This window comes from Pseudomonas sp. F-14 TE3482 (assembly GCF_053629455.1).
This window is the reverse complement of the sequence record NZ_JBRJII010000001.1, coordinates 612,186-636,260: the sequence shown is the minus strand read 5'-3', so window position 1 is coordinate 636,260 and position 24,075 is coordinate 612,186. Positions and strand designations below refer to the sequence as shown.

21 protein-coding genes are annotated in these 24,075 nt (G+C 57.8%); 12 read left to right on the top strand and 9 right to left on the bottom strand.

Annotated features, from left to right (window positions below; translation table 11 throughout):
• Positions 1-82 precede the first annotated feature (82 nt).
• On the top strand, positions 83-796 hold the full coding sequence (locus AB7M26_RS02775; protein ID WP_008074671.1) for a PqiC family protein: 714 nt from the start codon (positions 83-85) through the stop codon (positions 794-796).
• Positions 797-1,173: 377 nt separating this feature from the next.
• On the opposite strand, the gene AB7M26_RS02770 is transcribed toward AB7M26_RS02775, so the two are convergent.
• Positions 1,174-2,703, bottom strand: coding sequence for an AhpA/YtjB family protein (locus AB7M26_RS02770; protein WP_123500119.1), 1,530 nt, complete (start codon positions 2,701-2,703; stop codon positions 1,174-1,176).
• 134 nt (positions 2,704-2,837) lie between these two features.
• Here AB7M26_RS02770 and serB point away from each other — a divergent pair, with 134 nt between their 5' ends.
• Complete coding sequence (gene serB / locus AB7M26_RS02765; RefSeq protein WP_123500121.1) at positions 2,838-4,052, top strand: phosphoserine phosphatase SerB; 1,215 nt, start codon at positions 2,838-2,840, stop codon at positions 4,050-4,052.
• A 99-nt stretch (positions 4,053-4,151) separates the two neighbouring features.
• On the opposite strand, the gene AB7M26_RS02760 is transcribed toward serB, so the two are convergent.
• The 4 genes from AB7M26_RS02760 to AB7M26_RS02745 form a co-directional block, all read right to left on the bottom strand.
• Positions 4,152-5,942 carry a molecular chaperone gene (locus tag AB7M26_RS02760; protein ID WP_123500123.1) on the bottom strand — a complete coding sequence of 597 codons (1,791 nt, stop codon included), beginning with the start codon at positions 5,940-5,942 and terminating at the stop codon, positions 4,152-4,154.
• 232 nt (positions 5,943-6,174) lie between these two features.
• Positions 6,175-7,035, bottom strand: a complete 861-nt coding sequence (asd, locus tag AB7M26_RS02755) for an archaetidylserine decarboxylase (RefSeq protein ID WP_185022225.1) — start codon at positions 7,033-7,035, stop codon at positions 6,175-6,177.
• A gap of 18 nt (positions 7,036-7,053) precedes the next feature.
• Positions 7,054-7,869, bottom strand: a complete 816-nt coding sequence (locus AB7M26_RS02750) for a rhodanese-like domain-containing protein (protein WP_185022227.1) — start codon at positions 7,867-7,869, stop codon at positions 7,054-7,056.
• A gap of 260 nt (positions 7,870-8,129) precedes the next feature.
• Positions 8,130-9,662, bottom strand: coding sequence for an HDOD domain-containing protein (locus tag AB7M26_RS02745; protein ID WP_123500125.1), 1,533 nt, complete (start codon positions 9,660-9,662; stop codon positions 8,130-8,132).
• A 155-nt stretch (positions 9,663-9,817) separates the two neighbouring features.
• On the opposite strand from AB7M26_RS02745, the gene motA reads away from it, so the two are divergent.
• The 10 genes from motA (at position 9,818) to AB7M26_RS02695 (ending at position 20,550) form a co-directional block, all read left to right on the top strand.
• The gene (gene motA, locus AB7M26_RS02740) at positions 9,818-10,669 is read left to right on the top strand and encodes a flagellar motor stator protein MotA (RefSeq protein WP_008009851.1); all 852 of its coding nucleotides are present in this window, start codon (positions 9,818-9,820) and stop codon (positions 10,667-10,669) included.
• 3 nt (positions 10,670-10,672) lie between these two features.
• On the top strand, positions 10,673-11,695 hold the full coding sequence (gene motB, locus AB7M26_RS02735; RefSeq protein WP_123500127.1) for a flagellar motor protein MotB: 1,023 nt from the start codon (positions 10,673-10,675) through the stop codon (positions 11,693-11,695).
• A 271-nt stretch (positions 11,696-11,966) separates the two neighbouring features.
• A complete protein-coding gene (locus AB7M26_RS02730; RefSeq protein WP_429387814.1) occupies positions 11,967-14,060 on the top strand; it encodes a type VI secretion system Vgr family protein in 2,094 nt (697 codons plus the stop codon).
• Complete coding sequence (locus AB7M26_RS02725; RefSeq protein WP_429375535.1) at positions 14,057-14,623, top strand: DUF4123 domain-containing protein; 567 nt, start codon at positions 14,057-14,059, stop codon at positions 14,621-14,623. Before AB7M26_RS02730 ends, AB7M26_RS02725 begins: the two co-directional genes overlap by 4 nt.
• Complete coding sequence (locus AB7M26_RS02720) at positions 14,620-16,737, top strand: toxin VasX (protein WP_429387812.1); 2,118 nt, start codon at positions 14,620-14,622, stop codon at positions 16,735-16,737. Before AB7M26_RS02725 ends, AB7M26_RS02720 begins: the two co-directional genes overlap by 4 nt.
• On the top strand, positions 16,734-17,312 hold the full coding sequence (locus tag AB7M26_RS02715) for a hypothetical protein (protein ID WP_429387810.1): 579 nt from the start codon (positions 16,734-16,736) through the stop codon (positions 17,310-17,312). The genes AB7M26_RS02720 and AB7M26_RS02715 overlap by 4 nt, the downstream gene beginning before the upstream one ends.
• Positions 17,303-18,235, top strand: a complete 933-nt coding sequence (locus AB7M26_RS02710; protein ID WP_123500133.1) for a hypothetical protein — start codon at positions 17,303-17,305, stop codon at positions 18,233-18,235. The genes AB7M26_RS02715 and AB7M26_RS02710 overlap by 10 nt, the downstream gene beginning before the upstream one ends.
• A 48-nt stretch (positions 18,236-18,283) precedes the next feature.
• Positions 18,284-18,718: a hypothetical protein gene (locus tag AB7M26_RS02705; RefSeq protein WP_148050161.1), complete on the top strand. Its 435-nt coding sequence runs from the start codon at positions 18,284-18,286 to the stop codon at positions 18,716-18,718.
• Between the two features lie 142 nt (positions 18,719-18,860).
• Positions 18,861-20,111: an IS256 family transposase gene (locus tag AB7M26_RS02700; RefSeq protein WP_123501454.1), complete on the top strand. Its 1,251-nt coding sequence runs from the start codon at positions 18,861-18,863 to the stop codon at positions 20,109-20,111.
• A gap of 169 nt (positions 20,112-20,280) precedes the next feature.
• Entirely contained in the window at positions 20,281-20,550 is a 270-nt protein-coding gene (locus tag AB7M26_RS02695; protein WP_123499865.1) for a hypothetical protein, read from the top strand.
• 386 nt (positions 20,551-20,936) lie between these two features.
• Here AB7M26_RS02695 and AB7M26_RS02690 read toward each other — a convergent pair whose 3' ends face one another.
• From AB7M26_RS02690 to rsgA, 4 genes are all read right to left on the bottom strand, one after another.
• Positions 20,937-21,422 carry a toll/interleukin-1 receptor domain-containing protein gene (locus tag AB7M26_RS02690; RefSeq protein ID WP_123499863.1) on the bottom strand — a complete coding sequence of 162 codons (486 nt, stop codon included), beginning with the start codon at positions 21,420-21,422 and terminating at the stop codon, positions 20,937-20,939.
• Positions 21,422-22,381, bottom strand: a complete 960-nt coding sequence (locus AB7M26_RS02685; protein ID WP_123499861.1) for a caspase family protein — start codon at positions 22,379-22,381, stop codon at positions 21,422-21,424. The genes AB7M26_RS02690 and AB7M26_RS02685 overlap by 1 nt, the downstream gene beginning before the upstream one ends.
• A gap of 3 nt (positions 22,382-22,384) precedes the next feature.
• Positions 22,385-22,792, bottom strand: coding sequence for a TIR domain-containing protein (locus tag AB7M26_RS02680; RefSeq protein WP_008009843.1), 408 nt, complete (start codon positions 22,790-22,792; stop codon positions 22,385-22,387).
• A 213-nt stretch (positions 22,793-23,005) separates the two neighbouring features.
• Complete coding sequence (gene rsgA / locus AB7M26_RS02675; protein ID WP_007902636.1) at positions 23,006-24,037, bottom strand: small ribosomal subunit biogenesis GTPase RsgA; 1,032 nt, start codon at positions 24,035-24,037, stop codon at positions 23,006-23,008.
• Positions 24,038-24,075: the final 38 nt, after the last annotated feature.

Genomic DNA, 24,075 nt, shown 5'->3' with positions numbered 1-24,075 from the left:
GCGCCGGCGTAGCCGAGCGTTCTTCATATTTTTTGAGTATTTTCACTGTGGTTAGCCTTGTGGCAGCCACCTGGATGGGACGATGACTGCTCTGCGCCTTCCTTTTATTTTGATGCTCGCCGGCGTACTTGGCCTGGCGGGTTGCAGCGTTCACCAACCGGTGTCGCTGTATCAGCTGGACAGCGGAAGTCCGGCTCAGCCTGCGCAAAGCGCTGGCATGGCGGTATTGCTGGGCCCGGTAACGGTTGCCGACTACCTGCAACGCGAAACCTTGTTGCAGCGTCAGCCCGATGGCAGCCTGCAAGCTTCGGCTGATGGTCGTTGGGCGGGTAGCCTGTCTTCCGACATCGATCAGCTGTTGCTGCGTCAGGTCGCCGGCCATCTGGACAGCCAGCGCGTTGTCCTGGCACCGGCGACATTAGGCTTCACGCCGGATGTTCAGGTGCTGCTGACGATCACGCGTCTGGACTCGGGTGCATCGCAACCGGCGATCCTTGATGCCCAATGGCGGCTGATTGACCGTCGTGGTCAGGTGCGTGATAACCGCATCATTCATCTGCAGGAACAGCACACCGGCGGGACTGCGGCTCAGGTTCAGGCTCAGGGTGTGTTGCTGCAGCGTCTGGCCGAGCAGCTGTCGACGGCGCTCAAGCCACTGGCGAACCAGCCGCCGATCGCCGAAGCACCTCGCAAGCCAGCTGCCAAACCTGTGACACCGGCAGCAGAACCGGAGAAGCAGCCGAAAATCCCGATGGCTTCGCCGATTCGCACGGATATGGAAGTGTTCAGGTTCTAAGCCTGGATTGATCCAAAGCAAAGCCCGCCATTGATGCGGGCTTTGTTGCTTCTGCAGAATGAAATTTTCAGTGCTTCTGATGGCCTCTTCGCGAGCAAGCCCGCTCCCACAGGGATTTCTGTCGTACACAGGTTTTTTATTCGCAGAGGTCAATGTGGGAGCGGGCTTGCCCGCGAAGGCGTCGGGACAGGCAACAAAAAGCCCAGATCAAAAGATCGCAGCCTTCGGCAGCTCCTACAGGGACCGTGTAGACCGCGGCCTTGCAGGTGCATGCGAACTTTGTAGGAGCTGCCGAAGGCTGCGATCTTTTCAGACGGTCACCAAAAAGCCCGCAGACGATCACTCATCTGCGGGCTTCTTTACAGCAGGGCTAAGGCTTACGCCCGGCGCTCGTGCATCCGCGCCAGTTGCCGTTCCAGCATCGACGGATAAGGCTCCATCAAGCGCTCTACGCAACATGCACCTTCAGGGCTGGCGATCGGGCGGATCCGCGCACGCTGGCGAATCAGCGCGTCGTCGCTGATCTTGCGCTCCACCAGCAGCAGATTGCGGCTGTGTTGCGACAGGGCCAGGGCATCCTGTGCGGTTTCAGTCAGCAGCAGGTCGATCTGACTCAGACCGAACAACTCGTCACCCAGCGTCAGACCCAGCTGCAATTGCAGGGTGATTCCGCTGTCGGCGACTTCGATCTGCAACTGATGACCCAAGGCACGCAGCAACTCGCCGCAGCAGATGGCGTTGGTCAGGTAATCGTCGCCGCTGTCTTCGGTGTGGAACAGCATCAGCGTGCTGCCATCATTCAATGTGTGCAGCTCACTCTGGTAAAGCGACGCAGCCTGATCGAGGCAATCGCGGTAGCGTTTCAGCAGCTCTTCCAGACGTGCGCGGGGCAGGCGGCGCAATTGATCTTGCGCACCCAGCTGCACGGCCAGTACCGCGCTGTGCTGCGGCAGGTTCGATACCTTCGGCTTTACGACTGGTTTCTGTGCGCTGTCTGTCGCGTCGTCACGTAGATCGGCAAACGGATCTTCGTCGTCCTCATCGTCTTCGACGGTGCTGACAGTGCGTCGCGGCGCAGGCTTGAGGCCGGCGACAGGCCTGGTTTCGTCGAAACTCGGATCGCGCAGGTTGCGCACTTCGAAGGCCGGATCGGTTTCGTCGTCGTAATCGCTGTCGTCGAACTCCGGTTCTGGCACGGGCTCGGGCTCGGCAGGCTCCGGCGCGAAATTGGCGTGTAGCTGACGAGCGAGATCGCCAACTTCATCCTGACGCTCGGTGGCCGGGGTGTATTCGTCGATATTGCGCAGCCACACCCGCAGCTGCAGCAGCGGCGTGGAGATATTGCGCCCCAGGCGCAGACTCAAGGCCAGGGACAGCGCCAGCAGAATCGCACTCAGGATGCCCATGCTTTGCAGGCTGATGGTCATCGGCTGCTGAAACTGGTCCATGTCCAGGCTGATGCGCAGTTGCCCGGCGGTCACGTCCTGAAAGGTGATCTTGCTCTGGTACATGCCCTCGGCTTCGCCCAGCAGGCTATGCTTGGGACGCTGACCGGCTTCGGCGAGGATGCGGTTATCCACGCTGTAAATGGCAGCATGGGCCACCAGTTTGTTCTTGGTCAGGTTGTTGAGCAGCACGTTCAGGCTGAGGATGTCATTGGACACCAACAGTTCCGTGGCTGAGGTCGCGGTCTGGGTGGTCAGGCTTTCGCCCAGGGCATCCGCCTGCTCGTGCATGGCCTGCTTGAACTGCAAGCCCATCACACAGGCATAGATCACCAGGGCCAGAGCGACCAGGATCACGTTATGGCTGGCAATGCGCAATGCGATCGGTACACGGCGATGACGCAGTGCCCGGAAGATCAGCAGAAAGAAGTTATCGGTTTTTACTGGCGTGGGCCGGTTCACTTGAGCTCGGCTCTTTGTCCGTGAAGTTGACGCGCAGTATAGCGACAGGCCCTAGGCCGTCAAAGCGCTCGCGGTGCCCGATGGTCACTGAAAATGGGTAGAATGCGGTTTTTTTCCACCTGCGGGGGTGCGCCTTGCGCGAAATCGTCCTGATAAACATCACGGGAGTCGACCGTCCGGGTCTGACTGCGGCCATTACCGGCGTTCTGGCCCAGGGTGGTGTGAACATTCTCGACATTGGTCAGGCGGTGATCCACGACACCCTGTCGTTTGGCATCCTGGTTGAAATTCCCGATACCGAACAAGGTAACTCGGTGCTCAAGGACATCCTGTTCAAAGGCTATGAGCTTGAGCAACAAGTGCGTTTCACGCCGGTGTCCGAAGAGGATTACCAGCAGTGGGTCGGCAATCAGGGCAAGAAACGCCACATTGTTACCCTGCTGACGCGCAAAGTGACCGCCGAGCAATTGCAGCGCGTGAGCTCGATCACCGCAAAATATGGGCTGAACATCGATCATATCGATCGCCTGTCCGGGCGCATGCCGCTGGACACTCCGGCCGACAAAGGCAAAGGCTGCATCGAGTTTTCCGTGCGCGGCGAGGCGGCAGACCCGCAAGCGCTGCGGGCCGAATTTCTCAGCGTCGCTCAAGAACTGAACGTCGACATCGCCTTCCAGGAAGATTCACTGTTCCGCCGTAACCGCCGTCTGGCGGTGTTCGACATGGACTCGACGCTGATCGAAGCCGAAGTCATCGACGAACTGGCCAAGGCCGCCGGTGTGGGCGATCAGGTGTCTGCGATTACCGAACGGGCGATGGCCGGCGAGCTGGACTTCCGCGCCAGCTTCAAAGAGCGCCTGGCCTTGCTGCAAGGTCTGGACGTCAGCGTGCTGGACTCCATCGGCGCCTCGCTGCGCCTGACCGAAGGCGCCGAAACCCTGTTCGCCGAACTCAAGCGGCTGGGCTACAAGACGGCGATTCTGTCGGGCGGCTTCACCTACTTCGCCAAGCAACTGCAAGCCAAGTTGGGCATCGACTACGTGTTCGCCAACGAACTGGCTGTGGTCGATGGCAAAGTTACTGGCGTGGCAGTCGAGCCGATTGTCGATGCGCAACGCAAGGCGGATCTGCTGCGTGAGCTGGCGCATAAGGAAGGTTTGCGTCTGGAGCAGACGATTGCCGTCGGTGACGGTGCCAACGACCTGCCGATGCTGGCGATTGCCGGGCTGGGTGTAGCGTTCCGTGCCAAGCCGCTGGTCAAGCAATCAGCGAAGCAGGCGATTTCCACCCTTGGGCTGGATGGCGTGCTGTATCTGCTGGGCTTCCGGGATCGCGACGGGCAGCTCTAAAAAGATCAAAAGATCGCAGCCTTCGGCAGCTCCTACATGGGTATGTGGACACCAGTAGGAGCTGCCGAAGGCTGCGATCTTTTGCTTTTGGGCTCCCCGTTACAGCGACTTCCACAACGAATCAAATTCTTCCGCTACCCCGACCACGCCGCTCCCCGCGGCGTTTTCGTTTCTGGCTGTCTCAAGCGAACGGTAGGCAAACTGATTAAAGCTGTTGGTGCTCGACACCCGCCGCTCCAGCCCGGCCCGGCGTTCCTCGCCGTTGGTATTGATCAACACCTTATTGCCTTCCTGGAACGGCAGGCGCGGCGTGAGCAGGGTGGCCGGCAGGTCGATGGCACTGATGGCGGGCAGCAACAGCCCGCGCAAGTACTGGCTGTGCTCGTCGTGGGAGCGTATCAGCTGCAGGCCGCAGGGTTCGGCGCAAGGCGCGACTTGCTCGATACCCATCTGCGTGCCGCCGCCCCGCACCTGTCGGATCCAGCGCACCACTGCAATGCTCCAGCCTTGACCGGCGGTATCCTCGATACCGACCATTTCGCCAGCCTGTAGCTCGGCGGGCACCGCGCCGGGCCAAGCCAGGCAATAGCCGCCAGGACTGTGATTGATCACCGGCAGCGCATAGGTCGGGAAATGCTGCTGGCGGTCGGATGCCTCGTGGCTGTCATCGTTTTGAAGGTGCGGGTATTCGATCTCTTCGTAGGGCAGCAGCGTGTCTGCCGTGCCATGAGGGGCGGCGTCGAAGGCGTGGCGCCATTGGTCTTTGGCGCGAGCTGTCGGGTCGGTCGCCGAGAACTGCGCGGGGCGGGCGCCGGGTTTTTTCAGGATGTCGTTGAACGAGCGTTGCCCGCCCAGATAAAAGTGCAAAGCGCTCATACCCACGCACAGGGTCAACGTGCCGTGGCCGACAGTGCGCTGGAAACTGCGCTCGGCGGCCTGGCCCCAGGCGGCATGCAGGTGTTGCAGCGTATCCAGATTCAGCCCCACCGGAATGGGCAACGGCGAGACCTTGTCGGCCGACTGCTGCAGATGGTTTTCGATGGCCATGACCAAGGGTTGCGGGTCGATCCCCAGCAAACGCTCCTGTTGTTCGGCGAGGAATTTGGAGCGGTAGCGCGGCCCGGTGTCGAGATCCGGGGCGATGGCAAACAGCCCGTTGTCCAGTTTGGCCGGTTGCAGCTTGATCCACTGGCTCCAGGGTTCGAGCACCTCGGCGAGCCGGGCGATCTGGTTCTGGCGCAGCTGATTGCAGCGTGAAGCACCCAGCAGAAGGGCGACGACATAGGTTTGCTCGATGCTCAGCTTTTGCGTCTGGCTGGCCAGTTCATCGCGCACACTCAGATTTTGCAGTTGGAACTGACAGCCAATCCGATACAGCTGATGCAGTTCCAGCCACAGGTTTTCGGGCACCGGGCAATAGAGTTCAGTGGCGCGGATCAATGCGCCGTTCAGGCAATGGATTGCCCGCTGCAAAGCCTGGGTCAGCAGCGGCGCGCGATCCTTAGTGAAGCGCGGCGTGACGCGAATGACGATTTGCTTGTAGCCGATCGCCAAGTGGCTCTGCAGCGCCTGGCAAAGGTTGGCGATCTTGCGCGAGCGCTCGTCGAGCACAATGGCCTGATGCAGGAAATGCCGCTCCAGATGCTTGCAGACGTAATACACCTCGGGCCGCAGCAATTCGAGCAATTGCAGGCGATTATCGCTGGGTGTGAGCAGTTGATTAAGTTCGCTCAAGCCTTGATACAACTGGCGAGCGGTTTCGCCGATGTTGGCTTTGGGCAGGTTGGCGATCCAGCGCTTGAGGTCGCGAGGCGTGGCTTCGCAGAAAGACAAACGCGACTGCGTCGGGATCGGTGCGCGTAGCAGCAGGACAGGATTGGTCTCATTCATGCCGTAGACAAACTCCGACCGGGAAATGGGCAGTGAATGACTTGACTGTAGCAGCTATGAACGCGGAGGGGGTGTCGCGATATTTACGTCACGCTTGCCTTCGTAGGAGCTGCCGAAGGCTGCGATTTTTTTCAGAGCGCGCCGTAGATCAAGATCAAAAGATCGCAGCCTTCGGCAGCTCCTACAGGGGGAATGCGCCGCCCGGAAGAAATTCGGGGCGGCGGGCCCGGGATCAGGCGCTTGGCAAGCCGATGCTCTGACCCATCTGCACTGGCGAAAGAGCGCCCAGTCCTTCAGCCCATTTCACTTGATCCGGCCCGAACAGCACGACAGCCGTAGAGCCGAGTTTGAAGCGACCCAGCTCCGCGCCTTTTTCCAGATGGATCGGCGCACGGGCGGCTTCATCGTAACGGAAGGTTTTCAGTTCGCGTTTTGGCGGCGTGATCAGCCCGGCCCAGACAGTTTCGATCGACGCCACAATCATCGCGCCCACCAGCACCACGGCCATCGGGCCACGTTCGGTGTCGAAAATGCACGCCACACGCTCGTTGCGCGCGAACAGCTCCGGTACGTTTTCAGCGGTGGTCTGGTTGACCGAGAAGATGCGGCCGGGGATGTAGACCATCTCGCGCAGAGTGCCGGCCAGCGGCATGTGCACGCGGTGGTAATCCTTGGGCGACAGGTAAATGGTGGCGAAATCACCGCCCATGAATGGCGCTGCGTTGGCCGCGTCACCCCCCAGCAGTTCCAGCACGCTGAAGCTGTGACCCTTGGCCTGGAAAACGCGACCGTGTTCGATCGGGCCAAGCTGGCTGACGGCGCCATCGGCCGGGCTGAGGATCGCGCCTGGGGTTGGGTCCAGCGGGCGCGCGCCGTCTTTCAAGGCGCGGGTGAAGAACGCATTGAAGTGCTCGTAAGCCGTCAGGTCTTCGACCAGTGCCTGGGACATGTCCACTTGATAACGCTTGGCGAACCAGGCGGTTAAGGCGTTCTTGAACCAGCGCACGCGGCATTCGGCAATGCAGCCGGCCAGTCGCGAGAGCAAGTGATGAGGCAGCAGGTATTGGCTGAGGATAAACAAACGCTTATTCATTAACTGTCCTTGAAAAACTTAAATCTCTACGGGCGTGTCGGGATGGTTGCCCCATTCGCCCCAAGAGCCGGCGTAACCTTTGACTCGCGGATAACCGAGCGACTTGGCTACTAGATACGTGAAGCCAGAACGATGGTGAGTCTGGCAGTGGGTAATGACTTCTTTGTCTTTGGTGATACCGAGTTGTTTCAGGATTTCTGGCATGTCGGTGCGGATGCGCAGGTTGCGTGCCTGATCCATGCCGGCTGTCCATTCGAAATTGACCGCGCCCGGAATGTGCCCGCCCTTGGCTGCCAGCACTTTTTCGCCGGAGTATTCCTGCGGCCCGCGTGCGTCCCAGATCGCCAGGTCAGCGGCACCGAGACGGCTTTGCAGGTATTCGCGGGTGGCGGTGGGTTCGTCGTGCAGCGTCAGGGCGACTGGTCCACCGACCGCTGGCGGGATCTGGATCGACATGGGCATGCCTTCCGCCAGCCAGGCCTTCAGGCCACCATCGATATAGTGATACTTGCTGTGGCCGATGACATCCAGCAGCCAGATAAAGCGCCCGGCCCAACCGCCGCCTTCGTCGTCATAGACGACATAGACCGCATCGGGGTTGTGTCCCAGTTCGCCGAACAATGCTTCAAGCGCGGCTTGGGTCGGCAGCAGGCCTGGCGCAGGCGCCTGACCCAGTTGAGTGCGTTTTGGATCGACAAAGCGTGCCCCGGGAATATGCCCTGCGGCATAGCGGGCGCTGCTGGTCAGGTCCACCAGAATCAGTTCGCGGGAGTCGAGACGCGGGAGCAGGTCGCTCGGCTCGATCACCAGCGCCAAGCCAGAGAAGTCAGACATGTGAGGTCTCCAGAGCACAAAGGGGAGGATTGTAGCGCAGCGTCATGAGGGCCTGTTATCAGTTATTTCGGCGCAGGAAATAACTGAATCTGTGGCGAGGGGGGCTTGCCCCCGTTCGGCTGCGAAGCAGTCGCAAATCCGCTGCATGCGGTGTGCCTGGTAGAACGAGGTTGCAGGTTTTGGGACTGCTTCGCAGTCCAGCGGGGGCAAGCCCCCTCGCCACAGGTCTTGATCTTCACTTAACTGACTGGCATCAGCCCCTAGCGCTGGCTAAAACTGTGCAGGGCTTTTTCAATGCACTGCGCGGTTTTGCCGAACGCCTGCACGGTGATTTCCGAGAACGGCCCGCCGCCCTGATCCGCCACCACGATCATGATCACTCGACCATTGTTGACCAGGGAGCGCAGCAGCAGGTGTTCACCGCAGAACTGCGAACGCAGGCTGGCCGGCAACAGGGCCGAGAATTGGGCGTTGTTGGCCGGCGTCAGGCGCACCTGAGCCTGTTGTGCGAGCAGACGCTGAAGCACCGCACTCTGGCTGACCACCAGGTTCAGGCCGGCCACTTCTTTGGGCAGCCCGGCAATCTGGTGCACGCGCAGACTGGCGTGTGTGCGATCGGCCATCAGGATCATCACACGCCGCATGCCACACGCCACCAAGGCATCTCGGGCCGATGTGGTCAAGTGCATGGCATTGGTAAACCGGCTCGGCTCCACCAGCAATTCGGCGCATTGTTTACGCCACTTCGCCAGGTCTTCGGCGGTGGGCGCCGGGGCCGGCAGCAAGCCGGCGTGAACGCGGTTCATGCCCGCCGGCCAGATCAACGCTTCGGCCGGGTGCCAGAGGTCCGGCATGGCATGTTGCCGGGCGCTGTTGGCAGCCTGTTGGTGCAACTGTTGCTGCACTTCATCCATCGGCATTTGCAGATAAAGGCTGGTCAGGTACTGCCAGCGTTCACAGTGCGGACTGTCCCAGGCCTGTTGTGCCGACAACGCCAGACCATTGGCCAGCAGCACGGTGTTGGCGGGCTGATTAAGCCAGCGCCGCAACGTCGGGTCGTCATCGAGACGATTCTGTTGGCGTAGCGGGTGATCATCGTCCCGTGCAATGCGCAGGACTTTCACCAGTTCGCGTTGTTCATTGAGCAGCAGCCGATAACCCTGCTGGACCCAGATTGGCAAACGCCAGACATCCACCAGCGCCATACAGATTTCCAGCAGACGCACGCCGAACAATTGCTTTTCGACTTTGCGCGCCGACTCGCCTTTATGGATGACCCGCAGTTCCCATTCTTCAAGCATCTGCGGATGGGTCAACGCCATGGGCCACAGTGGCGAAAGAAACAGCAGGCTGCCCCAGTGGATGTCCTGCCACAACCGCGCCAGGCGACTGGCAAAAAAACCATTGGCCTGTTGAGTGGCGTGCTGACTGATCAGCTGAAGCTGGCGCAGGGCAACGGGGATCTGCGATTGGGGTTCGGCGGGTAAGCGCTCGAGCAATTCTTCGGTGCGTTTCAAACCAAGGCGATTAATTGCCACTTCGAGATTTTCAGCAGGCGTGGCCATGCTGCCATGAGTGTGGCGATTGGCTTCGCGAATCACACTCAAGGCCAGGGCCGGGCTGTCCTGCATCATTTCGGCAATGTCGCGCAGCGCGCTGCGGCTATCGCGGATGGCTTTGCAGACGCGGTCGTGACTGGCTTGCGGAACCGGCAGGCGCACACCATCGAGCAGCTTGACCCAGCCTTCGAGCGTGGTCGGTTTTGGCGTTGGGACGTTCGTTTCGTTAGCCATGTCTGGACGCTGCTTTACCTATCCCTGCGTGGGCCAAATTGGCTTTTCGCCTTATCTGGCTATAGTCTGGCGCAGTTTTGCCGATAAGGAGAAGAAGAGATTTTTTAACTTCCGAATATGACCTTGAACCCGACTCAGTAAGTGCTCTCCTACCTATGGCTAAAATTATCGGCATCATCGTCGTATTCGCGAGCGTGCTCGGCGGATACGTGCTTTCCCACGGCAAGATTGCCGCCCTCATTCAGCCTTTCGAGGTGATGATTATCGGTGGCGCGGCCCTTGGTGCATTCCTGCAGGCCAACCCCGGTCATATGACGATGCACGTGCTCAAGAAGTCTTTGGGCATGTTCAGTTCGCGTTTCAACCACACCTTCTACCTGGAAGTGTTGGGGCTGATTTACGAGATTCTTAACAAGAGCCGTCGCGAAGGCATGATGGCAATCGAAGGCGACATCGAAGATGCCGCTGCGAGCCCGATCTTCGCCAAGTACCCGGCAGTCCTGAAAGATGACCGCATGACGGCGTACATCTGCGATTACCTGCGAATCATGTCCTCCGGCAACATGGCTCCCCATGAGCTTGAAGGCTTGTTCGACATGGAACTGACCAGCCTCAAGGAAGACCTGGATCACCCCTCCCACGCCGTCAACGGCATCGCCGATGCCATGCCGGGTTTCGGTATCGTTGCGGCGGTATTGGGTATCGTGGTGACCATGGCTTCGCTGGGTGAAAGCGACCAGAAAATGATTGGCTTGCACGTAGGTGCAGCTCTGGTAGGTACCTTCTTCGGTATTCTCGCGGCCTATGGTTTCTTTGGCCCGCTGGCCCACGCTCTGGGCCACGATGCCAAGGAAGAACTGAACGTCTACGAAGCCATCAAGGCCTCGCTGGTGGCTTCGGCTTCCGGCATGCCGCCATCGCTGGCAGTGGAATTCGGTCGCAAGGTTCTGTACCCGGCGCACCGTCCTAGCTTCGCTGAGCTGGAACAAGCGGTTCGCGGTCGCTAAGTCATGGAAAATAACCAGCCGATAATCATCAAGCGCGTAAAAAAGTACGCGGGCGGGCATCACGGGGGCTCCTGGAAAATCGCCTTCGCGGACTTCGCGACGGCGATGATGGCGTTCTTCCTGGTGTTGTGGCTGTTGTCCACGGCAACGCCGGAACAGAAGATCGCCATTGCCGGTTACTTCAAGGACCCGGTCGGTTTCAGCGAAAGCGGCACGCCATACATCATCGATCTGGGCGGCTCGCCGACCCTGGCCCCGGAGAACACCCTCAACCCCGAGGTGAAATCCCAGCCTCAACCGGACAAGGTGACTATCGACGCCGAACAGGTCGAAGGCATGGCCGAGCAGGTTGAGAAAGAGCGCCTGGAATTGCTGCTGCAAGAGTTGCAGAACAAGGTCGAAGAAAACCCGCAGTTGCAGAAGTTCAAGGATCAGATTCTCTTCGAGATTACCCAGGACGGTTTGCGCATCCAGATCGTGGACGCCGAAAACCGCCCGATGTTCGACTCCGGCAGTGCGCGTCTGAAGCCGTATTTCGAAGACATCCTGCTGGCCATGGCCGACACCATCAAAGCGGTGCCGAACAAGATCAGCATCAGCGGCCACACCGATGCCAAGCCGTACTCGGGCACCGGCGACTTCGGCAACTGGGAACTCTCGGCCAACCGCGCCAACGCGGCTCGCCGTGCATTGATCGCCGGCAGCTATCCGGACGCTCAGGTCGCGCGGGTCGTCGGTTACGCTTCGTCGGCATTGTTCGATCGGGAGAACCCGTTCAACCCGGTCAACCGCCGCATCGACATCGTCGTGCTGACCAAAAAAGCCCAGCGTGCCATCGAAGGTTCGCAAGGTGCCGAACCTGCGCCAGTGCCGACGCAAGGGCAGGGCGGCCCGGGCGAAGTGCCCACGCCGCCAGCCGATCCGAATGCCTTGCCGGCGGATAAGGAGCCGCTTCCGGCACATGAGCTTCGGGAGCGGTTGAATCTGTTTGATGATCCGGTGCCGAAACCAGCCCCCAAGCAGTGACCTACAAAAAAGCCGACAGCGATGTCGGCTTTTTTGTGCCTGTACGCTGCTCCACATCAGTATTCGCTGCCCCTTCGGTCGCAGACGTAACATTCTGAAACGCCGGAAGGTTCGGATGGGATATCAAGATGCATCCTACATAAATCCCTTTTTCCTCTTGCTAACGTACTCGGCAGTTTGCGTTTGCTCACGCCGGGGATGGCATGGGCATCGCGATTTGTATCCTCATTCGGCTTAAGGACGAGCCACGGAAAAGCAAAAGGATAAGCGCATGTTCGCCCCCGCCAATGTTGCTCACTTCACGTTACTGATCCCGACTGTTCCTAACGATTTCAAAGTCCTCACCTTTGAAGGTACTGAAGCCATCAGTGCCTTGTATGCGATCCAGATTGAACTGGTCAGTGAACACCCTGCTTTCGATCTGGAGAGCCTGCTCAGTCAGCCTGCTTTTCTCCAGTTTGGCCTTAACGGGGAAGGTCTTCACGGTCGTATCGAAGATGTGTTCAGGGGGGAAACCGGCAAACGCCTGACCCGTTATCACCTGACCCTCGTACCGACGCTGCACTACCTGCAGTTCAGCCACAATCAGCGGATTTTCCAGAAGCTGACGGTGCCGCAAATCATCGCTCAGGTACTCAAAGGCCACGGCATTCAGGCCGATGCGTTTACCTTCCATGTCAGTACCAGCCCCGAGCGCGAGTACTGCACGCAGTATGGGGAAAGTGATTACGAGTTCGTCCAGCGCCTGTGCGCCGAAGACGGCATCGCGTGGCATCACCAGCATTCACCGCAAGGCCATGTGCTGGTGTTCACCGATGACCAGACCTGGTTCCCCAAACTGGGTGCAACCCCCTATCTGCAAGACTCCGGCATGGTGGCGGAGCACCCGGTCGTCAGCCAGTTCTCCATGCGTTTCAGCACCCGCCCCAGCACCACCACGCATCGGTACTACGACTTCCAACGCCCGAGTCTATTGCTGGAAAGCCGCTTCACCGCTGAGTTTCACCCTGAGCTTGAAGACTATCGCTATCCGGTCTTTATCGAAAACGAAAAGCGCGGCAAACAGCTGGCCCGGCAGGCGCTGGAACGGCACCGTACCGATTACCAGTTGGTCGAAGGTAAAAGCGATCAGCCAAGCCTGCGCAGCGGTCACTTCTTCGACCTGACGGAACATCCGGATAAAACTTGCAACGATTTGTGGCTGCTGCTCAGTGTGTCGCACGCCGGAAAGCAACCCCAGTCACTGGAAGAGGTGATCACCAGCGACACCAAACCCGAGGACGGCTTCATCCAAGGCTACCGCAACCGCTTCAGCGTCATTCCATGGGATGTGTTTTACCGGCCACCGCTACCTGCACCAAGACCGACGCTGGTCAGCCAGACCGCCCGCGTCACCGGCCCCGCCGGCGAGGAGATCTATTGCGATGAGTATGGTCGCGTCAAAGTCGAGTTCCCTTGGGACCGGGCCGAACTCAACAGCGAAAAAAGCAGTTGCTGGCTGCGGGTATCTACCCACTGGGCAGGTAAAAATTTTGGAGCGGTGACCATTCCGCGTATCGGCATGGAAGTCATGGTCACCTTTCTGGACGGCAATCCCGATAACCCGCTCATTACCGGATGCGTGCCGAACAAGGTCAATGCAGTGCCCTATCCCTTGCCCGAAAACAAGACCAAAACCGTATTGCGTAGCCACAGCTCCCCCAGCACGGGCGGTTACAACGAACTGTCGATTGAAGATCGCGCCGGGCAGGAACAAATCTACCTGCGCGCCGAACGCGACCTGGAACAGCTGATCCTCAACGACAGCGATACCAAAATTGGCAACGACCGCCGCGAACAGATTATCCGTGATAGCCACAGCCTGATCGGTAACGACCGCTTTGAACAGGTGGACAACAACAGCGCTAGCCTGATCAAGGGCGACGAATTGCACACCACCGAAGGTGCGCGCAACACGCTGATCGGCGGCAACGAGGTGATCTCCATCACCGGCAACAGCAGCACGACGGCAGAGGGCACGTTGGTGATTCAGGCCGGGCCTCGCGCCCATGTCACTGCGGCCAATGTGGTTATCAAGGCTGACCAGAGCCTGACGTGGGAATGTGACGGTCATTTCATCGTCATTAACTCCAGCGGGATATTCAGCAGTGTGGCCATTGTCGTGGGTGGTTCGCCGCTAACTGGCCTACCCGGGCAGGCGGCACTGTCAGCAGCTCCCCAAGTCGCCGAAGCTGTGGTTATCGACACCCTTCCCATGGAAGCCCTGCTCAAACAGAACATCGTCTTTCGCGAGGCCAATTCCGGTGTTTGCCCGGTATGCAACGTTGCCCAGGAATCCCAGGAAGCAGAGAGGGGTGAAGCATGACACCAGTCATCCCGAACAAAGGACTGCTCCTGCTTGATGGCGCCCAGTACGAAGGCGCTATCGATTGGCTTAACGAGCACTACGGCGCAGATTCTCCGCAGCCGCTATTCAAGGGGACCGCTTATGAGCCGATCAGCGCCGCGGGGCCTTTTCTGCTGAATGCCTCGATTGGCGGCGCATCGTATGCCGCGTGGTGGGGCGGCTCTGACTTGCAACATGGTGTTTGGCTGGCTTCTCCACGGAGCGCCCAACAATGGCTACCGATCCTGCAACGTCGGTTGCGCATTTTTGATGAGCAGCAGCGAGAGCTGTGGTTGCGTCTGGCGGATGGCTCGGTTCTGCGACGCGCCTGGTTGGCCGGCGTGCAATGGCCAGCAGGCTTTTGGTTTGGTGTGGAAAGCGTCTGGCTACGCCATGGCAACGCGCCAGTGTGCGCTTGGGAAAACGAAGCGCCTGAATATGACTCAGCACCGGCCAATAAAGGTCTGGCCGCGCAAATCACCCTGCCTGAGCCGGTTCTGGAGGCACTGAGCCTTCCAGCCAACCCGGAGAAGAACGCATGAGTACCCAGAGTAAAATCCGCGTTGGAACCTGCCCGCTGTTCGCTGCCGTTTTGCCTCTGCGATACGCCCTTGGCCCAACCGTCGCTGTCGATTCCGAAGCCTACGACTTGCCGGCATTGCGCGGCTCGTTTCCCGAATTGGGGCCTCGGCATCCTGACTTGACCGGGCATGCGCTCAAATACACCTCGCGTTTGTTGCGCGACGGTTGGCTCTACGTCTGGGAGAGCAGCCCACCCAAGTTGGTGGAGTATCAGGTCGAAAAAGCTCAGCTCACCCAGACCCCGCGCGCGGGCAGGGTGATCGACACCCGGGTCAAACCCCATCTAGTGTTAAGAGCTGGCGACCCTGCCGGATTGGTCTGGTCGCCCGTTCGCTGGAGTGAGGCGCAGTATCGGGCCGCCAAAACAGACCCCGCCGTACGTCAGCGCATCATGCGAAGTTTTGTGCCAGGTGTCGCACCGTTCAGTGGCAAGGTCGACACCGTCGCCAAGCAGATTGGCGAATACAACGATGCAACTAACTATGGCTGGAGCGCGGATCCCGAAACTGAGCACGCACCCGACTGGTTGAAAGTGCTGAAGCAGATGAAGGCTTGCGAACAGCAGGCCTATGCCGTGATTGATGACGCATGGGGCGTGCTGCTCGATCTTGCCGCGCTGCTGCGTGTGCGTAAAGAAGCGTTCGACAATTACCAGGAACATCACGCTGAAGAGTGGGCGATGGCCAGTGTCATCAAGTCACTGAGCGAAGGCGACCGGCAACTGAGCGCACAGTTGCCGTCCATCACCCGCTATGACGAACTCCAGCGGGCGTGGAAGGATCAAGAGAACCAGAGCGACCGATGTACCGCCGACCTGCAACGTCTGGCCCAACTCTGGGTGGCGTGGTTTAACACCCTGCAAGTGACCGGTGCGTCGAGCATGGACACCGCTTGCGGCCATTTCGACATTACCCAGTCGGTTGCCCGTGAGGCACTGGAATTGCATTTCGCAGCGGCTTGCCTGGGACCGGCCAGCACCAGCGTCGGGGCCGAGGCCATTACCCTCAGTCTTGAAGGTAACAAGGCCGGTAAGCCATGGTTGCTTTGGGCATTGCTCGGGTTGCCGTCACGGCTGGGTGTTGGCGAAATCAAATACCTTGTGGACTTCAGCGATGTGGCCCGAGATAACCAGGCTGCTATTCAAGAAGGCGCCAGCAAACTCGCCAGAGCCTTTGGTTATACCGATGCGCTGAACAAGACCGCCGACAAACTGAAGCAACACAAGCCGGCCTCAAGCGTTGAGGCCCTATTTCTGTCTCTTGCCCCGGTGGCTGGGTTGCAATTGCATCAGGGTGAAAAGGGCACTGGTGCGGCGGGGCGTTTGTACATGGCGGCAGCGCTGGCCCGCAGCGACCAGCGCATCCAGACCTCGGGCGTCACATCGCGTCAGCTGGGCGAGTGGTACAGCGATTTGATGGGGACTCGCCAGTCAATGCCTGCGCATTTGAGTGTTACACCGCTGGCCAGCGGGGTGGCTGACGGTATCCCGTTCATGCATTTGGTCCCCGCCAGCACCAAGCTGTCACCGTTGCCGGTGAATCTGGCGGCGAGTATTGAATTGAGCAGTGTGTTTGATTTGAAAGGCGCGCTGAGTAAAGCGCCGATCAAGTCGATTGTGACGCTGGTGGCGGGGGTGAATTTTGTTTCATCGGGCAATGCGTTTCTTGATAACAAAACGGTCAAAAACGGTTTTAGCGCAGTCGGGGCGGCGTTTGGAGTTGGTGCGGCAGGCGCAGCTGTGTGGCAGCGAGTCGGCGAACTTGATTGGGCGGAGTCAGTCCGCCAGACCGGAAAGTTTTCAGTCTCCTCAAGGCTAATGTTGATTAAAACCTTGGGGCGTGCAGCGATTACCGCGGGGGCGCAGGTTGCCGTGTTGGCCTTCGACGTTGTGTTCTATGGGATAGAAGCCTTTGAGGCGTACCAAAAAGGCGATTTCGACACTATGGCGACCAATTTGGCTATCGCCAGCGCCGAACTGGCCGGCATCGTGCTCTATGTAAAACTTTTCCGGGCTTACCGTGCCGCACAAGTCGCCGTGATGGTCGGTGAGGCTGCAGCCATTGCGGGGGGATGAATGTTGCACCGCATGTGGCTATAAAAATACTTGGCCTCACCTTGGTGATTGTCACCGGGGTTGTTGCCCGGCTCTATACAGCAGACTCGCCGCTGGAACAGTGGGTAAAAAACAGCTGTTTTGGGATCCGTCCAGACGACACCTGGTCGAACAGCTACACCCTGTCCATGGATAAGCTGTACCCCATTTTGTTTCCGATCAGTTTTGATGCTCGCCGGCTGGCGGAAATGCATCCTTATCAAGGACAGGTCACTTCCACATATCTGATGCTGAAACTGCCGGGTGAAAACGTACCGTTGACCGACACGATGATTCACTTCAAGGGCATCGAAGTGTGGGGTGATACGCTCGGCTATCACTCTGAGCAAATTAAAAAGGTCGAATGGACGGGCAAAGACTTTGCTCTACATAGTGGCAGTCGCATTCCTGTACCCGTTGGCATCACCCCTTATCGCCGTGTGTACCATGAGAACGGAGTGCGGGACTTGAAGTGTATTGAGGGCGAGTTGATCTATTCCCCACAAGAAGGGCTGACGCTGCCAGCAGTAAAAATCATGGAACGAGCATGGATATGAATATGCTAGAAGAACCACGTTACAGTTCTACGCCCACCGTCGCGCTTGAGGCGAACAAGTCCACTGGCGAACAGCCGATGGAGTTATTTATTACCGATGAACACACCGAGCATTACTTGGCGTTGCAATCAGGAGGTGATTCTTACCGAGGGCTGATGACGGGTGTGTTGGGCGGTATTGGTGGGGTCGCAGGAATCGGGCTTGGATTTGTCAGTCTTGTACACAGCGGTGAAGCCGATGGGCTTTTCATAATGCTTTCAATATGTACTCCGCTATTTGTAGTGCCATTTCTATGGGAAACTCTGCGCCCGCTACCGCTACCTATTCTGTTTAACCGTCGCACCCGCGAAGTATATTTCGATCACGACGGCGAACTGTTCCACACTCCGTGGGAAGGCATCTCTGCCATAGCTAATGAATTTCAACTAGTCGGTCCCCACATCGGTGGCATGCAAAGCGCATCGCTGGAAATTCGCATGTACAGCTTCGAAAAACCGGTAACGGCTTTGATGGTCAGCCTAGGTGCCCCCGTTGGTAAATCACTGGCAATGCAAAAAGGTTTTTGGGAGTACATTCGTTCATATATGAACAATGGCCCCTGGTTCGACGAGCACGGTAATCACAGTGAGTCGGATGCATTTGTACAAAGTCAGTTATCCGTGCGGCCTAGAATGAGCCACAGCTTCAAGCAAACACTGGAACGGATAAAACACGCGAAGCAAGAAAGTGGAGGCAAGAATTTTTTACGTGGCATTGATGTACTGGGTTTGGTACTCGATCTTTGCTTCTATCCCACCTGTCGCATTCAAGAACTCACCTACAACCTCGCCAAACGCCGCTCCCGCAACCAGTGGCCGAAAGTCGTCACCGAACGACTGAAGGCCAATGGCCCTTCTTCGCGACTTGTGGACTTGATGAGTTGATCGGAGGTCGATTGGTTATAAATCTGTTTGATAGGGTGTGAAGTCTTTATGCGTGTGATTTGGAATGAACGTGTGGGCTTAAGAATCAGAGCTTGGGCTTGTGTGAGCTTGGTTCCAACCTATGCAGTGATTAAGTTTATATTGGATCCTCTTTTTGACTTGGAGGATGTTGTGCTGGGTCGAGCGTTAGTATTGTCTGTTCTGATGAATATAATATTGTTTTCATATTTTACGGTTGGGTGGCGCGACAGAGAGGTCGCTGTTGAAATTGTTCCGGAGGGGCTGGATTTTCGTGATGAAGCTGCTGGTTACTGTCGTCGGGTTCTAATTCATAGCGATGAGATACTAAAAATAAAAGTCACAAGGAATATATTTTTCGATTCACTCGTCATTGAGCTGAAGGATGATCAGAGATTTTCGTTTAGTAATATGATCGCGCCACAAAACTTTGTTGAATGCGCTCAATCTCGAATAAGTTATTAAATTTTGGTTTTTTTAGTCGTGTTGATGTCTCTCAAAGTGGATTTGTAGGAGCTTTCCGAAATTGTCGGGTGGGGTTTTCATCATCTAGGTGGGGGTGTCAGAAATTTTGTGTTCGGGCATAACATGAGTAAGAGGTGCATGTATGCCAACCAAGAAGAAACCCGCGTTGCGAGAGCTACCGAAAATCCCGAAAGAGCTGCTCGAGCAATTCACCGATGGACCGATGACCGCTGAAGCCATTGAGGACGCCTCTGCGGCGTTCAAGAAGGCTTTGATCGAGAGAGCCCTGAATGCTGAACTCGGTCACCACTTGGGCTATCCGCCGGGCGCACAGCGCCCAGAGGATGAAACCAACCAGCGCAATGGCAAAAGCGGCAAGACGGTTCTAACCGGCGATGGCCCGCTCCGACTGGATATTCCTCGCGACCGGGACGGCAGTTTTTCTCCCATCCTGATTCCCAAGCACGAGCGCCGTTACACCGGATTCGACGACAAGATCATCGCCATGTATGCCCGCGGAATGACTGTCAGAGAGATCCGTGCGTTTCTTTCCGAGCAGTACGGTACGGACGTTTCTCCCGACTTCATCAGCTCTGTAACCGATGAGGTCATGGCAGAGATCGGTGCATGGCAACAGCGGCCTTTGGAGCCGATGTATCCGGTTATTTTTTTCGATGCTCTGCGGGTCAAAATCCGCGAAGAGGGGCTGGTTCGCAATAAGGCGATCTACTTGGCCCTGGGTGTTTTGCCTGACGGAACACGCGATATTCTCGGCATTTGGATCGAAACTACCGAGGGCGCCAAATTCTGGATGAAGGTTTTCAACGACCTCAAGACACGCGGCGTCGAAGACGTGTTGATTGCTGTGACCGATGGCCTTAAAGGCATGCCAGAAGCTCTCAGCGCCGTATTTCCAGAAACGACACTGCAAACATGCATTGTTCATCTGATCCGCAACAGTCTTGATTACGCGGCTTGGGATAAGCGTCGTGAACTGGCCAAGGCGCTCAAACCGATCTATCAGGCAGTCACCGCCGAAGCGGCCGAGCAGGCGCTGGATGCGTTTGAAAGCGGGCCATGGGGCAAGCAGTATCCGACGGTAGTGGCTGCTTGGCGCCGCGCTTGGGATCGTGTGATCCCATTTTTCGTTTTCCCGCCTGCGATCCGAAAAGTGATCTACACGACCAACGCCATTGAGAGCATCAACGCTCAACTGCGCAAGATCATCAAAACCCGAGGTCACTTCCCGACCGACGATGCGGCGACAAAACTGATCTGGCTTGGGCTGCGCAATATCACAGCAAACTGGGGCTCAGCGGCCCATGACTGGAAAAGTGCGATGAATCAATTCGCGATTCTGTACGGAGATCGATTTATCAGGCCAACCTGGTAAAAGCATGGCCTGCCTAACGGCAGGCCGTTACCGGCCCGCACACAAAAAATCTGACAGTCCCATCTAGGTAGCTGTTTATAGTTCCAATGTCGCCCCACCAGCTCGGCGACCGATCTTAGCCGGTCGAAACAAAGATGAAACCTCTCGAAATTATCTGGAGTTTTGACCCATGGCTAAGTACCACCCGCTCCAAGGCAATTTCAGCGTCGGCCCGACGTTGTTCATCGACACCGAAGCCAAAGCTTCCGATCTTCTTGAAACCGACACACACCGCATAAAAGCCGCCCGTAATCTGCTCAACAGCGTCACCTGCCTGTGCATCAAAAACGCCGAAGGTCATGACCTGGAGCATTTCGCCAATGCTGCACACATGCTGATTCAGGACGGCTGTGACGCCTTGGATGCGCTGGGCTGGAAGTTGGAAAAAGCCGCACGCTGAAGACTGAAAAGCCGCGATCGCATTGCGCGACGATCGCGGCCGGTCTTCGATGCTGATGAGCAGTAAGCGTCCCAAAATCTGCGTTATAGAGCCCTCTTAACGGCCAAATAACAGGATTTACGCACGCTATCAGCGCTAGTGATACCGTGCGAAAAAAATGAATTAATTGAGGCTGAAGGCTTCTTGAATGGTCATGCCTGCCTTTGTGGCGAGCGAGCTAGCTCCAAGAGGAACTCCGACGTTGGGCTGCGTAGCGGCCCCAAAAATTTGACAACCATTGCCGATTTTTGTGAGTGCTACGCACTCAAGCGGGAGCAAGCTCCCTCGCCACAGGTTTCTTTGATTCAAGACTTTCTTAAGTGATCACCGCGACTTTTTTGCGCCTGTCAGAAACCACGTCGGATGCGGTTCTTGAGCTGGTCGTGGAACAGCTCGGCATTGCGCTTGTAGGTGCCGTAAAGGGATTCATTGATCGAACCCAGCGTCATTGAGCGCTTGGTCGCCACTTCTTCACGATAAGCATCAATGAAAAACTCCATATCCTTGTCGGTGCTGAGCTTTGGCCATTTATCGAGATACAACGGCAGTTCTGCCGGGCCGACCTTGAATGAGCAAATCCGTCGGTTGCTGATGGTCGCTTCACCGATTTCGAACGGCACCCACCAGGAGTGTGCGGTCCTCTCAGAAACGACTGCCAGCAAGTGTGTGCATTCTGTGATGTTGCGGGTGATCACTCCAGTGATGTCGTCGGTTGTCTGGGACTCCGGATCCAGCACATCCAGATAAGTTTTGATGTTTGCCTGCTTCAGGCGGGTGCTGATGGCGATGGCGTGGGACCGATCGCTATGGCGGTAGCTGATAAACACTGGCATCAGAAATGTCCCTTGATTGCGAGTTCGCGGTAATAGGCGCCGAGGGCGGTGAGGCGGCAGCCCGTGGAGTGGATGGCCGCGTAGTACATGTGCTCGGCGTCCACCGGTTCGATCAGGCTATGGCGATTGCACTTTTGCAGTTGGGCGAAGACTTCGCCGTGTTCCGGGTCGAACGTGGCTTCGGTAGGTTCGTAGCTCGGATCGAGGGCAAACATTGACTCCGCCTCTTCGAACCAATCAGGCAGTTTGCGCAGGATCTCTTTGGGTATTAGCGGCGAGACTTCTCGCAATGAAATGGACTGCGACACATTGGTCTTGAACACGGGGCGCTGTTCCCACGCGTCGAGAGCGTTGTCGACGAATGAATAGAGGCTGCCGGGGGTGATTTTTCCCAATATGTTCGCGGCGCCGCCGTGCAGTGCTTGCAGCAACAGCCCTGTGAAGACGCCGTGGTTGGCGCCTTCCATCGCCGGCTCTTCTTTTTTGCACGCGGTGAGAATGGTCATGCCTTCACACACCATGCTGCTTTCGCTGCGTAGCGCCCGCACTTCGCCCGCCGAGCCCGCCTGGCAGCAGTCGAGAATAATCACTTTGTTTTTGATTTTTACGGCTTTGGTCGCCCAATTCAGGATGTCGCTGATGCGAATTCCATCCTTGGCGGATTTGTAGTCCTGGGGGATCAGCATGCCTTCGTCCGTATCGACGTCGAAGTTGCCGTGACCGGCGAAGTACAGCAGTGCAACGCTGCAATCGCCTGAAAACAATTCCTGGATATGCCCTTCGAGCTTTTCACGGCTCAGATAATCTTCGGCGGAGGTCAGGACCAGGTTCTTGAAATTCGGATCGCCATTGGCGTCGGTTTTAAGCACCGAAGCCATGGCCATCGCGTCATTGTTGCAGCCACTTAATTGCGAAACATGGCTGTAGTTATTAATGCCGATGAACAGTCCCTTGCGCATGGTTCAGCCCGCCGCGTGAGTGCGAATGGCATCGATGATGCTGTTGGTGTTCCACGCACACTCCGCGTGCGCCGCCCGGCGTACCACCGTGGAAATCCGTTCGGCGCCAAACGGTTTTATCGCAATGATGACCTTGCCCATTCGCCTGGCGATCTCGATTTCCTTGTTGATCCACTTGCTGTAGGTCGAATACATCCCTGCCATGATCAGCACTGCCGAGCAAAGCCGAATCTTGTTTTCGATGGCTTCTTCAAGTTGTTTGTCGGTTTTCGCGCCGATGATCGGGTTGTCCGGTGGCACCGAAAAATTCTTGAACGTGAAGCCGGGCTTTGCATTGAGCAGGCGAACCAGATTGTCGTGGGCGTCTGAGTAGTTCCACGAGTGGCTGATGAACAAATGATAGGTTTGCATGGCTGTCCCTCGGTATCGCCAGAGATGCGATGAGGGCTCGAATGTATGCACTTGAGTGGCCGCAACAAGGCCTTGGCGGTTAAAGAGACGCGTCCTTCAGGCAGGCGCGAAGAAACCTTACAGAGAGGTCTGACGTTTAACTGAGGGGGTTTTTGTAGGACGCCACGAACGACCTACCGCCCCGTAATAGTCAGGAGCGGTTGGCACGTCTGTTTAATAGCTGCTTTCAGGCAAACTGGCGATGATCGAGCGGTAGCTGTTCATCCGCTGCTGCTGCACGCGGCCTTCTTCCAATGCCTTGAGCAAGGCGCAACCCGGCTCGCGGTCGTGCTTGCAGTCGCGAAAGCGGCAGGTGCCGATCAGGTCGTTGAACTCGATGAAACCGGCTTCGACGTCGGCACGGCTGACGTGGCCCAGGCCGAATTCGCGGATACCCGGGGAGTCGATCAACTCACCGCCACCGGGGAAGTGGAACAGTCGCGCGGTGGTGGTGGTGTGGGTGCCTTGGCCCGACAGCTCGGACAGCGGGCCGACACGGGTGTCGACTTCCGGCAGCAGGCTGTTGACCAGCGACGACTTGCCGACACCGGACTGGCCGACGAACACGCTGATGTGCCCGTCCAGCTGCTTTTGCAACTGCTCCATGCCATTGCCGTGGTGGGCCGACACTTCCAGCACCGGGTAACCCAGCGTGCGGTAAACCGCCAGCAAGGCATTCAGCGCCGGGGCGTTCTGCTCGTCGATCAGGTCGAATTTGTTCAGCAGCAGTAACGGCCGAATACCGGCGTGTTCCGCAGCGACCAGGTAACGGTCGATCAGGTTGGCGTGAGGCTCGGGCAGCGGGGCGAAGACGATCACGATCAAGTCGACGTTGGCCGCCACCGGCTTGAGCTGGCCACGGCTGTCCGGACGGCAGAGCTCGGTTTTTCGCGGCAGTTGCGCCACGATCACGCCGATGCCCTGGTTGCCGGCACGCCATACCACCTGATCGCCGGTCACCAACGCTGGCAGGTTGGCGCGCAAGTGGCAGCGGAACACCTGGCCGGCCAATTCGCCATCGAGGGCCTCGACTTCGACCTGCACACCGAAGTGCGCGATCACCAGGCCCGTCTGTTCCGGGCCCAGGTCGCCGCCTTCGAGTGCCTCGACAGCCGAGGACTCGCGTTTGGCGGCGCGGGCAGCGCGCTCGCCCTGAATCTTTTCGATGCGCCAGTTTTGACGACGATTGAGTTGGCGTTTGGCCATGGGTGTTCCGTATCGAGAATGCAGCGATTAGGTAAAAC

Coding starts and splice junctions, on each gene's coding strand:
- AB7M26_RS02775 (WP_008074671.1), top strand. CDS start 83: ATGACTGCTCTGCGCCTTCCTTTTATTTTGATGCTCGCCGGCGTACTT.
- AB7M26_RS02760 (WP_123500123.1), bottom strand. CDS start 5,942: ATGAATGAGACCAATCCTGTCCTGCTGCTACGCGCACCGATCCCGACG.
- asd (WP_185022225.1), bottom strand. CDS start 7,035: ATGAATAAGCGTTTGTTTATCCTCAGCCAATACCTGCTGCCTCATCAC.
- AB7M26_RS02750 (WP_185022227.1), bottom strand. CDS start 7,869: ATGTCTGACTTCTCTGGCTTGGCGCTGGTGATCGAGCCGAGCGACCTG.
- AB7M26_RS02745 (WP_123500125.1), bottom strand. CDS start 9,662: ATGGCTAACGAAACGAACGTCCCAACGCCAAAACCGACCACGCTCGAA.
- motA (WP_008009851.1), top strand. CDS start 9,818: ATGGCTAAAATTATCGGCATCATCGTCGTATTCGCGAGCGTGCTCGGC.
- motB (WP_123500127.1), top strand. CDS start 10,673: ATGGAAAATAACCAGCCGATAATCATCAAGCGCGTAAAAAAGTACGCG.
- AB7M26_RS02730 (WP_429387814.1), top strand. CDS start 11,967: ATGTTCGCCCCCGCCAATGTTGCTCACTTCACGTTACTGATCCCGACT.
- AB7M26_RS02725 (WP_429375535.1), top strand. CDS start 14,057: ATGACACCAGTCATCCCGAACAAAGGACTGCTCCTGCTTGATGGCGCC.
- AB7M26_RS02720 (WP_429387812.1), top strand. CDS start 14,620: ATGAGTACCCAGAGTAAAATCCGCGTTGGAACCTGCCCGCTGTTCGCT.
- AB7M26_RS02715 (WP_429387810.1), top strand. CDS start 16,734: ATGAATGTTGCACCGCATGTGGCTATAAAAATACTTGGCCTCACCTTG.
- AB7M26_RS02710 (WP_123500133.1), top strand. CDS start 17,303: ATGGATATGAATATGCTAGAAGAACCACGTTACAGTTCTACGCCCACC.
- AB7M26_RS02705 (WP_148050161.1), top strand. CDS start 18,284: ATGCGTGTGATTTGGAATGAACGTGTGGGCTTAAGAATCAGAGCTTGG.
- AB7M26_RS02700 (WP_123501454.1), top strand. CDS start 18,861: ATGCCAACCAAGAAGAAACCCGCGTTGCGAGAGCTACCGAAAATCCCG.
- AB7M26_RS02695 (WP_123499865.1), top strand. CDS start 20,281: ATGGCTAAGTACCACCCGCTCCAAGGCAATTTCAGCGTCGGCCCGACG.
- AB7M26_RS02690 (WP_123499863.1), bottom strand. CDS start 21,422: ATGCCAGTGTTTATCAGCTACCGCCATAGCGATCGGTCCCACGCCATC.
- AB7M26_RS02685 (WP_123499861.1), bottom strand. CDS start 22,381: ATGCGCAAGGGACTGTTCATCGGCATTAATAACTACAGCCATGTTTCG.
- AB7M26_RS02680 (WP_008009843.1), bottom strand. CDS start 22,792: ATGCAAACCTATCATTTGTTCATCAGCCACTCGTGGAACTACTCAGAC.
- rsgA (WP_007902636.1), bottom strand. CDS start 24,037: ATGGCCAAACGCCAACTCAATCGTCGTCAAAACTGGCGCATCGAAAAG.